Source organism: Corallococcus interemptor (genome assembly GCF_003668875.1).
Classification (GTDB): Bacteria; Myxococcota; Myxococcia; order Myxococcales; family Myxococcaceae; genus Corallococcus; species Corallococcus interemptor.
Genome location: NZ_RAWM01000002.1, coordinates 149,063 through 161,747 on the forward strand (window position 1 = coordinate 149,063; position 12,685 = coordinate 161,747).

Annotated in this window: 14 protein-coding genes; 12 read left to right on the forward strand and 2 right to left on the reverse strand. The window is 68.4% G+C overall.

Annotated features, from left to right (window positions below; genetic code table 11):
- Positions 1-49 precede the first annotated feature (49 nt).
- The 3 genes from D7X96_RS01420 (at position 50) to D7X96_RS01430 (ending at position 4,040) form a co-directional block, all read left to right on the forward strand.
- Complete coding sequence (locus tag D7X96_RS01420) at positions 50-2,752, forward strand: LPS-assembly protein LptD (RefSeq protein ID WP_121768777.1); 2,703 nt, start codon at positions 50-52, stop codon at positions 2,750-2,752.
- 64 nt (positions 2,753-2,816) lie between these two features.
- Positions 2,817-3,167, forward strand: a complete 351-nt coding sequence (locus D7X96_RS01425) for a helix-turn-helix domain-containing protein (protein WP_014398120.1) — start codon at positions 2,817-2,819, stop codon at positions 3,165-3,167.
- Between the two features lie 156 nt (positions 3,168-3,323).
- On the forward strand, positions 3,324-4,040 hold the full coding sequence (locus D7X96_RS01430) for a TetR/AcrR family transcriptional regulator (protein WP_121725324.1): 717 nt from the start codon (positions 3,324-3,326) through the stop codon (positions 4,038-4,040).
- 8 nt (positions 4,041-4,048) lie between these two features.
- Here D7X96_RS01430 and D7X96_RS01435 read toward each other — a convergent pair whose 3' ends face one another.
- Positions 4,049-5,047, reverse strand: coding sequence for a M23 family metallopeptidase (locus tag D7X96_RS01435; protein WP_121768778.1), 999 nt, complete (start codon positions 5,045-5,047; stop codon positions 4,049-4,051).
- A gap of 315 nt (positions 5,048-5,362) precedes the next feature.
- On the opposite strand from D7X96_RS01435, the gene D7X96_RS01440 reads away from it, so the two are divergent.
- From D7X96_RS01440 to D7X96_RS01480, 9 genes are all read left to right on the forward strand, one after another.
- Positions 5,363-5,878 (forward strand): hypothetical protein, encoded by a 516-nt coding sequence (locus D7X96_RS01440; RefSeq protein WP_120549961.1) that lies wholly within the window; start codon positions 5,363-5,365, stop codon positions 5,876-5,878.
- Between the two features lie 20 nt (positions 5,879-5,898).
- Positions 5,899-6,663: an endonuclease/exonuclease/phosphatase family protein gene (locus D7X96_RS01445; RefSeq protein WP_120549962.1), complete on the forward strand. Its 765-nt coding sequence runs from the start codon at positions 5,899-5,901 to the stop codon at positions 6,661-6,663.
- 169 nt (positions 6,664-6,832) lie between these two features.
- The gene (locus D7X96_RS01450) at positions 6,833-7,309 is read left to right on the forward strand and encodes a phage holin family protein (protein WP_121768779.1); all 477 of its coding nucleotides are present in this window, start codon (positions 6,833-6,835) and stop codon (positions 7,307-7,309) included.
- Positions 7,299-7,508: a DUF3618 domain-containing protein gene (locus D7X96_RS01455; RefSeq protein WP_120549964.1), complete on the forward strand. Its 210-nt coding sequence runs from the start codon at positions 7,299-7,301 to the stop codon at positions 7,506-7,508. Before D7X96_RS01450 ends, D7X96_RS01455 begins: the two co-directional genes overlap by 11 nt.
- 72 nt (positions 7,509-7,580) lie before the next feature.
- Positions 7,581-7,775 carry a hypothetical protein gene (locus tag D7X96_RS01460; RefSeq protein WP_120549965.1) on the forward strand — a complete coding sequence of 65 codons (195 nt, stop codon included), beginning with the start codon at positions 7,581-7,583 and terminating at the stop codon, positions 7,773-7,775.
- A 28-nt stretch (positions 7,776-7,803) separates the two neighbouring features.
- Positions 7,804-8,181, forward strand: a complete 378-nt coding sequence (locus D7X96_RS01465; RefSeq protein WP_120549966.1) for a hypothetical protein — start codon at positions 7,804-7,806, stop codon at positions 8,179-8,181.
- 53 nt (positions 8,182-8,234) lie between these two features.
- Positions 8,235-8,540: a YtxH domain-containing protein gene (locus tag D7X96_RS01470; RefSeq protein WP_121768780.1), complete on the forward strand. Its 306-nt coding sequence runs from the start codon at positions 8,235-8,237 to the stop codon at positions 8,538-8,540.
- A gap of 108 nt (positions 8,541-8,648) precedes the next feature.
- On the forward strand, positions 8,649-10,748 hold the full coding sequence (locus D7X96_RS01475; RefSeq protein WP_121768781.1) for a putative metal-binding motif-containing protein: 2,100 nt from the start codon (positions 8,649-8,651) through the stop codon (positions 10,746-10,748).
- Between the two features lie 50 nt (positions 10,749-10,798).
- The gene (locus D7X96_RS01480; RefSeq protein ID WP_244219409.1) at positions 10,799-11,740 is read left to right on the forward strand and encodes a hypothetical protein; all 942 of its coding nucleotides are present in this window, start codon (positions 10,799-10,801) and stop codon (positions 11,738-11,740) included.
- A gap of 7 nt (positions 11,741-11,747) precedes the next feature.
- Here D7X96_RS01480 and D7X96_RS01485 read toward each other — a convergent pair whose 3' ends face one another.
- Positions 11,748-12,614 carry a hypothetical protein gene (locus D7X96_RS01485; RefSeq protein ID WP_121768782.1) on the reverse strand — a complete coding sequence of 289 codons (867 nt, stop codon included), beginning with the start codon at positions 12,612-12,614 and terminating at the stop codon, positions 11,748-11,750.
- Positions 12,615-12,685: the final 71 nt, after the last annotated feature.

The following is a 12,685-nucleotide window of genomic DNA, read 5'->3' on the forward strand; positions in this document are numbered from 1 at the left end:
CGGGACGGGCGCCGTTGCCGGCACGGCGCCCCCCGCCCACGCCTCCCGCATGACCTTCCTTGCCCCGGTCGTCCTGACGCTCTGGGTGTCGGCCCAGATTCCGCTGGCCACGCAGGTGGAACTTCCCACCGGCGAGGTCGTGGAGCTTGCGGCCGACTACGTCGTCTACGAGAACGACGTCCTCACCGCCCGGGGCCACTGCGAGCTGCGCAGCGGCCCCAACGTCCTTCGCGCGGACGAAGTCACGTACAGCGAGGCCACGCAGGTGGCCACCGCCACCGGCAACGTGATGTTCGTGAGCGGCCTGATGGCCGCCATCGCGGACGACGTGCGCGTGGACCTGCGCTCCAACGAGGCCAACGTGAAGGGCGGCCTCTTCATGCAGAAGAAGGGCGTCACGCCCGAAGCGCTCCAGGCCGCCAAGACACCGGACGAGCTGCGCAAGCTGGGGGAGACGCCCGTCCTGATGAGCGGCACGCGCATCCGGCGCACCGGGGAGACGGCCTTCTCCGTGGATGGCCTGGCCTTCACCCCGTGCCAGTGCGGCCCCGGTGAGCCCAGCTGGCGCGTGGAGGCGAAGGAGGCCAACGTGAAGATGGGCGAGCGCGCCATCCTCACGTGGCCGGTGGTGTACGTGCGCTCGGTGCCGGTGTTCGCGCTGCCGTGGCTGTACCTGCCCCTGGCCGAGCGCCGCAGCGGCCTGCTGATTCCCCGTCCGTCCAACTCCGGCCTCAACGGCTTCGCGCTGGACGTGCCCGTCTTCGTCACGCTGGGGGAGAGCTACGACCTGACGTTCACCCCGGGCATCTATACGGGTAGCGGCGACGTCACGAACGCCTGGTTCACCAGCCGCGAGGGCGTCGAGATCCGCGAGCCGCGCACCAACGGCGTGAAGGGACCGCGCCTGCTCACCGAGTTCCGCTACGTCCCCAGCGACCGCACGCGCGGCCGGGCCACGCTGGGCTTCCTCTACGACCTGCGTCCCCGGCTCAACCCCGTCACCCTGGACTTCATGCGCGTCTACCGCGACGGGATCGGTCCTAAGGGCGAGCGCGACTACACCTCGGAGATCGTCGACGAGAAGCGGGGCCTGCGCGGCGAGGCGTCCTGGCAGCACACGCAGGAGCTGGGCGACGGCTGGCACGACCGCGTCGACGCGTACTTCGTGTCGGACGGCTACTACACCCGCGACCTCACCGCGGACCTGCTGGTGCAGAACTACAACTATCTGCGCAGCACCGCCGTCGTGTACCAGCGCCGCGACGAACGCTACCTGGGCCTGGACGTGTCGCTCCGCCAGGACCTGCGCTACCCCTTCCGCTTCTTCCAGAAGAACACCATCCCCGCTGAAGCCACTCTCGCGAACGTCACCACGGAGCCTCACGGCCCGACGACATTCCAGCGCCTGCCCGGCATCACCCTGGCCCTGCCCCAGCGGCCCCTCTTCGGCGGGCGCGTGATGGGAGGGATGCAGGTGGAGTACAGCCGGCTCGCGCCCCTGCGCAGCGGCGGTTTCGCCGATGACGGAGCCGACGGTCTCTTCTCGCTCGCCGGCAAGTGGCGCCCCGAGGGCACACCGCTGCCCACCCCCGTGGATGCCCTGCCCATCGACGACCTCGAAGGCAATGGCCGCCTGGATCCCTCCGAGCGTGAAGGCCGCGACCGCGTGTCGCTGGCCCCCCAGCTGTCCACGTCCTACGGGCTGGGCGACTGGGCCCGGCTGACGCCATCCCTAGGCTTGCGCCAGGACGTGTCCGTGGGCGAGGTCTCCGGCCGCACCGCCGCGCGCGGCTACGCGCTGGCGGATCTGGTGCTGGACTCGCAGCTGGCGCGCACTTTCGCGGACGGGGACACGCTCTACCGGCACACGCTGTCCCCGTCGGTGGCCCTGCGCTACGTGCCCGGCGGCTGGGGCCACGGGCTCACCGCGCTCAACAGCAGCGGCACCGGCACCGTGCCGCTCATCTACGACGAGTGGGACGCCGCCGTGCCGCTCCAGTCCGACGGCAGCGTGCGCGGCTTCCTCCACGCCGTGGTCGCCGTGGACAACACGTTGCGCGTCCGCAAGGGGCCCACCACCCGCGAACCGCTGCGCCTGCGCATCGGCCAGGGCTTCGACCTGTCGCGCGTCGCGCCCGTCTCGGGCCGGGACACCGTGCAGGGCAGCGTCCTTCGCGACACCTTCGCGCGCCTGTCCGCCAGCGCTGGCGTCATCACCGCGGGCGGGCTCGTGCGCATGGACCCCACCACGCTCGACATCACCCAGCTGTCCGCCGACTTCACCATCGACAATGGCAAAGGCAATGCGTTGTACGCCCGCTACGACGACCTGCTGGCCGTGAAACAAATGTCAATTGATCGTGGGTTCGATCCTCTGGCACAAGGACCTGACTTTGTCCGTCGCGGCACCGATATGCTGGTGGGAGACGCACCTCGTCCCTTGCCGTCCCACACCGATCAGGTCGATCCCTCTCCGACCGAACGGGCACAGGCACTCACTGTTGGTACGCGAATCAAGCTCGGATTCGGACTCGGGTTGCGATACGAAGCGTTGGTGCAACCGCTTTATAAGGATTCGAATACCCTGGAAAGTCAGCCCCTTGCACAGCAGACCTTCGGCGTGTCGTACGGACCCGCCTGTGACTGCTGGCGCATCGAGGGGGTGGTGATCCTGCGGCGCAATCAGACACCGGAATTCGCCGGTGTGAATTTGAGTGTGGCCGGATTCGGATCCTTTGGGTCGGGAGGATAGGAATCACCCGGCGTACGCGAGCGTTGCACTCACCTCGCAACATCCCCCAGAGGAGAAGTACTTCGTGTCGGATCTCGGAAAAAGAATTGGCCAGCGCATTCGCGAGCTTCGCACGCAGCGCCCGGAGCGGTGGACGCAGGAGGAGCTCGCGGAGCGCGCGCAGATCAGCGTGTCCTTCCTGTCCATGATCGAACGCGGCGAGCGTGTGCCCCACGTGGAGACACTGGCGGCCCTTTCCAACGCCCTCAGCGTCAGCCTCGGTGAGCTCTTCACGGGCACCGAGCAGACGCCCGCCCAGACGGAGGACCTGCTGCGTCCCCTGTCGGACTTCGCTCGCGCTCGCGGCCTCAACGCCCGCGACGTGGACCGTTTGCTGGGTGTGGCCCGCGTGATGTTCAACGGCTCGGCGGCCTGAGCCCCTTCCGGGGAAGGACCTTCCCCGGGTGTTCCCCTTCCGCCCGCCTCCCCCTCGGCGTGGCGGAGGGCCCCACGTACGTAAGGATTGACCCCGGAGCCCCGCGTCCATAGCGTGGCTGGCTGATTCTTGAATCAACCAGCCGTGGGAGGACGCGTGGGCCAGCAGAAGACGGCGCCGGAGAACGGGACGCGGGAGAGCGAGCGCCGCCGCACCATCCTGCGGGCCGCCATCGACGTGTTCGCCCGCAAGGGCTACCACGGCTGCCGCATCGCGGACGTCGCCAAGGAGGCGGGCGTCGCGTACGGGCTCGTCTACCACTACTTCAAGAACAAGGATGAGCTGCTGGAGACCGTCTTCGAGACGGGCTGGAGCGGCTTCATCGCGCGTGCGCGCGCCGTCGCGGAGAGCGAGGGCCCGCTGGTGGAGAAGGTCCACCGCATCGCGGACGTGGCCTTCGAGGCCTACCGCGTGGATCCCCGCGCGGTGAAGGTGTTGATCCTGGAGATTGCCCGCTCACCGGCCGGGGCCCGCATCAACCGCCAGACGGCCTTCGTGGACGTCATCCGGCTGAGCGCGCAGATGTTCACCCGCGCGAAGGAGGCGGGGGAGCTGCGGCCGGACGTGGATCCGCTGCTCGCGTCCGCGCTGCTCTTCGGCTCCATCGAAATGGGGCTCACCGCGTTCGTGGTGGGTCTGGCGGACGCGCGCGATACCGCGATGCTGGAGCGGGCCAAGGCGCAGATCGCCGACTCGTTCCTCCACGGCGTGCTGCTGAGCCCCGCGAAGGAAGAGGCCCCCCAGCTCCAGGACGAAGCGCCGCTCAAGCGCGAGAAGGCCGCGCCCAGGGCCCGGGCCCCCAAGCGCGGCTGAGGCCCTGACTACGGGGAGCCCAGGCCGGGGGCGTTGGTGGCCACGCCCGGCGTCTCCGGGGCGCCGGTGAAGTCCAGCTTGAGCAGCGTCTGGCCATCCACCCAGCGGTCATCCGCCTTCACGCCCCAGTGGAGGTGCGGGCCGGTGACGCGGCCGGTGCTGCCGACGAGGCCCAGCGCTTCGCCCTGCTTCACCTTCGCGCCCTCCTTCACGTCGATGCGCGACAGGTGGAAGTACGCGGTGAAGAGCCCCGCGCCGTGGTGCACGAGCACCGTGTTGCCGGACGCGTAGTTGTCGCGCGACATCACCACCGTGCCGTCATTGGCGGCGACCACCGGCGAGCCCGTGGCGCCATCCAGGTCCACGCCGAAGTGCTGCGTCTGCAGCTTGCCGTTGAACGAGCGGCGGTCGCCGAAGGGCGCCGTCACCGTGGCCTCGCGCGGCCAGGCGAAGTTCTGGCCGAACAGCGGGGCCTGGAAGGGCTGCGCGAACGCCGCGGCGAACGCCTTGCGGTCCGCCTCCATGCGCGCCTTCACCGCCTTGGGCGGCGACACGTACTTGTTGGCCACCTTCAGCTCGCGCTCACGGAAGCCCGGAGCGCCCACGGTGAGCGCGCCGGACAGCAGCACCGGGAGGCCGCGCCCGACGGCGGTGACGTCCACCGGCACGCTGCCCTCGGTCTGCTCCACCGGGAGGCTGGTGAGGGCCGCGTAGCCGTTGTTCCACGCGAAGAAGCGCAGGGGCCGGCCCGCGACAGTGCCCGTGGGCAGCGCGGACGCGCCGCGCACCGTCACCAGCACCGGGTCTCCCGGCTTGGGGTTCGCGGGCTGGAGCGACAGGTGCGGCCTGTCCACCGGCGCCACCTTCAGCGGCGCCAGCTCTCCCGGGAGCACGGCGCCCGGGGCACGAACGCCAGGCGTGGCCGGGGCGGGCGTGGCGGCGAGGGCCGGGGTTCCGGTGGCGAGCAGGGAGAGGACGAGGGCGGCGGAAGGGGTCCGGGCGGGCATGGGCCGTTCTTTACACCACGCGAGCGCGGAACCTTCCCGGACCAGCGTCAGCCGTGTTGGCTGTCTGCTTCTCTGCCCGGAAGGGCCTGGCTGGATGCCCGCTGGATGACGGCGGGCCGTCCGGCCTGCGAGCAGGGGCCAGAAGTGTGCCATTGCCGGTACTTGGGTGCCCTCGGAGGCGAAACGGTGTTCCTGGCCGGACGTGAAGCAGGCAGCCGTGCCAGTTCCCCTCGCGTCAAGGCGTTACGGACGGCGAGGGGCTCCCTAGCTTTCCCACATCAACGCAGCACATCAATTTCGAAAGGGAGAGCGCGAATGCCTCGCTCCTACAGCTTCGACCACTTCCAGGTGCCCAAGACGCTGCCCGTGCAGAAGCGCAGCCTGCGCCAGCGCGACAAGGCGCAGTTCGCCCAGTCGTCGCGGGTGTCGGTGGACGAACACGAGGGCATCCACTATGGCAAGAGCCACGCGCAGACGGAGGAGATCCTCAACGCGCGCAAGATGGAGCTCCAGCTGGAGGAGCTGGCCCGCCCGGAGGCGGACGCCAAGTTCTCCCACGGGCCGGTGTCGAAGGTGAGCGGGGCCGCGAAGAAGCAGCGCAAGGCGGCCGCGTCGCCCGTCATCGGGACGACGGCGCCCATTGGCGCGCTGCCGCCCACCCAGGAGCGCCCGGTGGAGCAGGGCCGTCTGCCGGACCTCATCGACGAGGCGCGCCGGCAGCTCAAGGCCATCCAGTCCGGCGTGGGTGACGTCGCGACGGCGATGCAGCGGCTGGCGCTGCTGCCCCTGGAGGCGGTGCGCCTGGCGGCCCGCCGCATCATCCCGGCCTGACGAAAGAGGGTGGACGACGCGTGGAGCTGACCCTGGTCTCCTACAACATCCACTCCGGCATCGGGGTGGACGGAGCCTTCGACCTGGAGCGCGTGGGCGCGGTCCTGCGGGAGGTGAACGCGGACATCATCGCGCTGCAGGAGGTGGGGGACTTCCGGGGCAAGACGCCCCGGGAGGACCAGCCCGAGCACCTGGCCCAGATGCTCGGGATGCACATGGCCTTCGGACCCAACGTGGTCCGCAATGGCCGCCGGTATGGCAACGCCATCCTCAGCCGGCTGCCGGTGCTCAAGTCGAAGAACTACGACTTGAGCGTGCCGCGCCGCGAACCCCGGGGCGCGCTGAGGTGCGACCTGGACCTGGGCGGAGGCCAGCAGCTGCACGTCTTCTGCCTCCACCTGGGCCTGTCCGTGAGTGAACGGCGCAGGCAGGAGGCGCTGCTCCTGTCCGCGGACCTCCTGCGAGACGCGGCCCGCAAGGACCCCATGGTGGTGTGTGGAGACTTCAACTCCTGGGGCAACGGGCCGGTGTCCTCGCTGGTGCGGGAGGCCATCCACGACGCCGCGTTCGAACTGGGCGCCGCCGCGCGCACGTACCCCACGCGGCTGCCGCTGTTCCGGTTGGATCGCATCTACGTGGACTCGGGCGTGAGGCCGGTGTCGGTGACGCCGCACCGCTCGCCCTTGAGCCGTGTGGCGTCGGACCACCTGCCGCTGGTGATGCGCTTCGAGGCGCCCATCTCCGTGCAGCCGCCGGTCGCACCGCCGGTGCAGCTGATCGGCTAGGAGTGCGGCCTTGCGATAGACTGCGACGCGAGTCCGGTGGTTTCTCGCGTTGAGTGGCCGACGCTGGCGAACGCCGGACAAATTCCTCGCGCCGTGGTTGTCGCGGGGAAGGGGGGTGCCTAGGTTGGCGCCCACGCGCACAGGGACGTGAGCGTCGGCCGGAGAGCGCATGCACGTGGGCAGTGAACAGACGGATCGCGGCGTGGCCGCGCTCGTCGGGCGCATGGCGGACGGCTTCAGTCGCCTGGTGACGCAGCACCTGCAGCTGGCGCGCGTGGAGCTGGCGGAGGACGCGAAGGCCATGGGCCTGGACGTGGCGAGCATCGCCGTGTTCGTGCCCTTCCTGCTCGTGGGCTACGCCTTCGTCTGCGGGGCGCTGGCGGCCGTGCTCGCCCCGTGGACGGGGTGGGCGGGGGCGCTGGCCATCGTGGGCGCGGTGAACCTGGTGGGCGGTGGCCTGGGCATCCTTCGCGCGGTGAAGCGGATGAAGTCACGCCAGATGATGGATGACAGCGTGAGCGAGCTGTCGCGCAGCATGGCGGCGCTCACCTCGGCCCCTCCGCGGGTCCCGGTGGCGGCGCCCGGGGTGAACACGCTGAAGGACACGACGGGAATGGCTTTCAAGGAGCCGCGGGATGGCCGCTAGCAATGGACACCTGCCGCGCACGAGCGCGGCGCTTCGCGAGGAAATCGAGCGCACCCGGGCCGACCTGGCCACGTCGGTGAGCGCGCTCCGGGTGGAGGTGGCGGAAGTCACGGACTGGCGCCAGTGGGTGCGCAAGCATCCCTACGCCTGCGTGGGGACCGCCTTCCTCGTCGGTTACCTGGTGGGCTCGCGGCGCTGAAGCAGTGCGCGGCCGGGCCTGGATGCACACAGTTCAAGACGCAATCGGAAAACGAAAAAGCAGAGGGCTTCCATGGAAATCAATCCGCAGCAGATGGCAGACCGGGCGCGGCAGCTTCAGGAGCAGCTGCCGGACATGGACGAGGCGCGGCAGAACCTGGTGGACCTGAACCGTCAGGTCGTCGGGTTCATCAAGGCCAACCCCGGCACGTGCCTTCTGGGTGCCATCGCGGTGGGCTTCATCGTGGGCCGCATCGCGTCCCGCTAACCGGTTGCCTGAAAGAGGGAGCACGGACATGACGAACTACTCGGGCACGACGGGCAACGGCACGGGGCACGGCGAGGACGCGGGCTTTGGTCAGCGCGTGGATCAGCTGGGCTCGGACGCGCAGCAGTTCATCGACAACGCGCGCAGCGCGGTGTCGGACCTGGGGCAGACGCTGGACCTGAAGGGGCGCGTGGAGCGCAACCCCTATGGCACGCTGGCCATCGCAGTGGGCGTGGGCTACGTGCTGGGCGGCGGTCTCTTCACGCCGCTGACGGGCCGCATCCTCAAGCTGGGCGTGCGGCTGGCGGCGCTGCCCTTCGTGAAGGATGAGCTGCTGGGCATGGCGGAGTCGGCCTTCCAGGGCTATCAGACGGGCCGGGGCACGCCGCCCTCGGGCAGCGTCTAGGATTGAAGTAGCACCCCGCGTCTTTCCCCGAAGTCATTTCCCCGGAGTCGGACATGCTGAGCCTGAAGGACTTGAAGAAGCTGGACAGGGACGACGTGCTGGACCTCATCGGCCTGGAGACGCGCCGCACGACGGCGGAGACGGCGCTGCCGGCGCTGGGCATCTTCGCGGCGGGCCTGCTGGTGGGCGTGGGCGTGGGCCTGCTCATGGCGGACAAGCCGGGACAGCAGCTGCGCGGCGACCTGCGCCAGCGCATCCAGGGCGGCCAGGACAAGCTGACCACGGCCATCAACAACGCGCGCGGCGACAGCCAGCAGGGCGCGGGCTCCACGGTGCCGCCGGGTCAGCGCACGACCTGATTCCAGGCGCAGTGCCTTGATTCGCACACGGGCCTCTTCCCGCTGACCGCGGGGAGGGGCCTTCGTGTTTGCGCGAGGTGAGAGGGGAATGGCGTAGGATTTCCGGCCATGTCCCGTTTCCGTCTGCTTTGGGTGGCATTGCTGGGGTTGGGCCTGGTGCGGTGCACCGTGCCGTCGCTGGAGGACCTCTGGAGGGAGAAGGGGTTCTGCGCGGTGGGGGATGAAGACTGCGGCATGTTGCGCATCCGGGTGGATGCACAGGGGTTCGTGCCGGGGTGTCTGCGCATCACGGCGCGGGACGGTGACCGCGACGCGGTGCTCTCGATGTCGATTCCTTACAGGGGGACGGAGCGGGCGGGCCGGACGCTGACGCAGGGGTTCTCTCCGCCGAAGGACTGGGGGCTCGGCGTGACGGTGACGGTCGATGGATTCGAGCAGGGCTGTGACGGGGCAGCCGTGGCGAATCAGCAGCTGGGATTCGTACTGCGTGAAGGGGACATCTCCGACCTGGCGTTCTTGCTGAGGGCGACGGATGCGGACGGGGATGGCTTCGTCAGCGCGGCGACGCACGGCTCGGACTGCGATGACGCGAATCCAGCGATAAATCCCGCAGCCACGGAGCTCTGCAACTTCCAGGATGACAACTGTAACGGCGTGCGTGACGAGGGGATACCCGTGGGAGAGACGTGCATCGCCAGCAACGGGTGCACGGGTAGCAACACCTGCGGCGAAAATGGAGCCGTGGTGTGTTTCGCGGGACCCATCGTGCAGTACGCCTGGGCGGACGAGGACCAGGATGGGTATGGAGATACGTCGCGGGGACAGGTGCCGGTGTGCACGACCGAGTTGCCCTCGAACCGGCTCCCGCTCTCCGCACCGCATAACGACTGCGATGACAGCCGGGCTTCCGTGCATCCCGGGTTGCCGGAACTCTGCAACCGCATGGATGACAACTGCTCGGGAGACACGGACGAAGGCTTCAACGTGGGCACCGTATGCGCCGACTCCCAGACGCAGTGCGTGGGATTGTTTGAGTGCGACCCCTCGGGAAATAGGACCTACTGCAAACCCAATAGTGCTCCGCCCACGTGGTATCCGGACGACGACCTGGATTCCTACGGCGCGCCGGATGGCGGCATTGCGTCATGTGCGAGGCCGGACGAAGGCTTCGTGCCGCAAAGTGGCGACTGTGATGACGGCAATCCCTTCATCCATGTCAGTGCGCCCGAGCTGTGCGACGAACAGGACAATAACTGCGATAGCCTGGTTGATGAGAATGGCGTGTGCGTAGGTGGTGTTCCGAGCTGGGATACTCGGGTGCCAGCAGGGGATGGAATAAGTCTTCATGCCGCTTCGGTGTATGGGGATGGTGGGGTCTGGGTCGTGGGAGAGGATTCAACTCGCATGGTCAAAACGCCAGGGTCGAAAGTGTTTTCTGTGCTTCCCGGTGCGTGCACGGATGGCGCGAGTCCCCAGTCGCTCTTGAGCGTTTGGGCTCATCCTCAGACAGGTGTCGCATTTATCGGTCGCGATCAAGGAAAGCTGATTGTGCAGACGCCCGAGAGTGCGAATTGCACCCCACGAACTTTGCTTTCTTCATCGAGTGCAACGGTCATGGGGCTTCAAGGGGTCCTTGCGGATGGAGGGGTCGACATCCACGGCGTGGTGACAGATACCGCGAAGGGCAATGGGGGCACCTTCCTGTGGAATGGGGGGCTCACGACCATATCGATCAAGACCATCAACACGACCCAGTTTCGCGGTGTCTACGGGATTTCTCCCCAGGTCATGTTCGCGGTCGGAGGGTCCGTGTCGTCATCTATCTACCGCTATGATCCTGACCTTGGGTTCTGGAGAGCGGATGGGACCGCGCCCTCCGGTGCGAGCTTGAATGCGGTCCATGTCGTGAATCCCAAACTGGCCTATGCTGTTGGAACCCGAGGCACGCTTCTTCGGTGGAATGGAGCCTGGTCTCCTGTTTCAGGGTTTAATTCACCCGACGCGAATCTGACGGGCGTGCTGGCTTTCGGAACCCACTCAATCTACGTCACCAGTGATGATGGGTGTATTTATCGTTACGACGGTGCGTCTTGGAGGGTGGTGCGTTGCGCTGCGTCGGTTTACGGGATTGCTGGCAATCGACCCGATGACATCTGGGCTGTAGGTCGGTTTGGTCAAGTCACCCACTATCCAGGGTGGCCGCAGTGACGAAGAAACGTCCCCCGCCGCTGGGCGCATCGAAGCATGATGCACGGTCGATGCGTCACGACACCCCTGTGGACGGACTCCCCGCGCTTCCCGCGCGAAACACAGACACGCCGTGGACCGGACTGGCCTCCGGTCCCGAGGGCGCGCTGGGACAGCTGCGTGCGCTCGAAACACTGGAGTCCGCTTACGAAGCCTGGGAGGAACTGAAGCGCGGGCACGCGGCTTCCGTCATCCAGTTCCGCGAGGAACAGGCCCGGCTCACGCAGCAGGGCTCTTTCCTCCTGGGCGCTGTGCGCGCCGCAGGCATGGACTCCAGCTCCACCACCCCGGGCCTCCAGCAGCAGGGCGCCGCCAGTGACTTCCTTCGCGACGCGGAAGCCAAGCTCGCCAAGGCCCGTGACGCTGTCGCCCAGCGCGAAGCGGAGAGTGAAGCCCGCTACCAGGCCGCGTTCACGGAGGTCCGGACCACGCTCCTGGACCGCGTCCAGCGCTACCTCCAGCGCAGCCGGCCCCACCTCACGCTGCTCCTTCGCCGCGTCGGCGCGGAGCGCTCCATCCTCCATGTCGCGCGCGTGCAGCCGGATGAAGCCGTGCTGCTCTGCTACCTCCTCACGCAGCGAGTGCCCTCCCGCTACGGCTTCCTCTTCGACGACTCCACCGAGGACCTGTCCCTCCCACCCGCGCCCCTCTACGCCGAGGAGTCCGTCGCCTCCGACGCCATCCGCCCGGACGCCCCCGGCCTGCTGCGCGTCATCGACGCCAGCACGGATGTCGTCCCGCTCAAGGGCTTCATCCCCCTGCGCGTGCCCAGGCCCGGGGGAGGGGAGGACTTCTTCCGCCTCCTCCAGCGAGGCGCCGTGATGGAGGTGGAGATCGCGGACGGTCCGGCCTTCCGCAGCATCCTCTCCCGCGAAGAGTCGGAACGCTTCGCGGGCCACATCCTGCGCCTCAAGCTGGAGGAGCGCATCGGCCTCGACATCGAGGCCGGCTAAAGCCCACTCAGTTCGTCCGCACGATGCCCACTTCCGCCGTGCCCGCCAGGACGACGCTGCCCAGGAAGAGGTTGTCGGACTCCGGGCCTCCCATGCGCACGGCCTGGAAGATGATCAGGTAGGTCTGCTTCGGGTTCGGGAACGCCGTGCCCGGAATCGTCACGCGCGCGGACCGGAACGTCGCGGGCGTCGCCGCCAGCTGCAGGAACTCCACCGGCGACGTCGGCACGTTCGAATAGGTGGCCTGGCCCTTCTCTCCGTTCGCACCCAGCGGAACCACCGTCACGAAGCCCAGCGTGCGGTCCTGGTTCGCCGGAGGCGCCGGCCGGTCGAAGCCGAACTCCGTGTTCGCGTTGATGCGCACGAAGCCCTCCGCCGGGTGGAACGCCGGGATGGCCTCCTTCGTCGGCGAGTCCTCCACGCGCGCCTCGTACTTCGTCCCGTTCTGCTCCGCGAAGAACGAATACGTCTCGCCGGACGTGTACTTCAGGTCGTCCGTGGAGTCGCTCGTCACGCCGTAGCTGCCGCCACCCTGGCCGTTGAGCGGCACGCCCGCCGCGCTCCCGGCGCGCAACGTCACGGTGGCCCCGCTCAGCCCCTCCGGCTGCGCGTTCTCCCCCTTCTTCGTCCCGAAGAAGACGAAGGCCGCCGTCTGCCCGGGGAAGCTCACCACGTCCCCGCCGTCCGGCCCTCCGAAGGTCCCCGCGTCGTACCCCGCCATCGCGGACGCGGACACGTCCACCTGCGGCGTGGCGAGCAGCGTGCCCACCATCACGTGGTCCGCCGTGAGCTGGTTCGTCGTCTTCTCCAGGTCACAGGCGAGCGGCGACAGCAGGGACACGGTGGCCAGGGCGGACAGCAACAGGCGTTTCATGGGCACTCTCTTGAACGGGGCACGGGTGACGGCGGCCAACCATACCCCGCGTGTTGCAGGTGGGCGCGAGG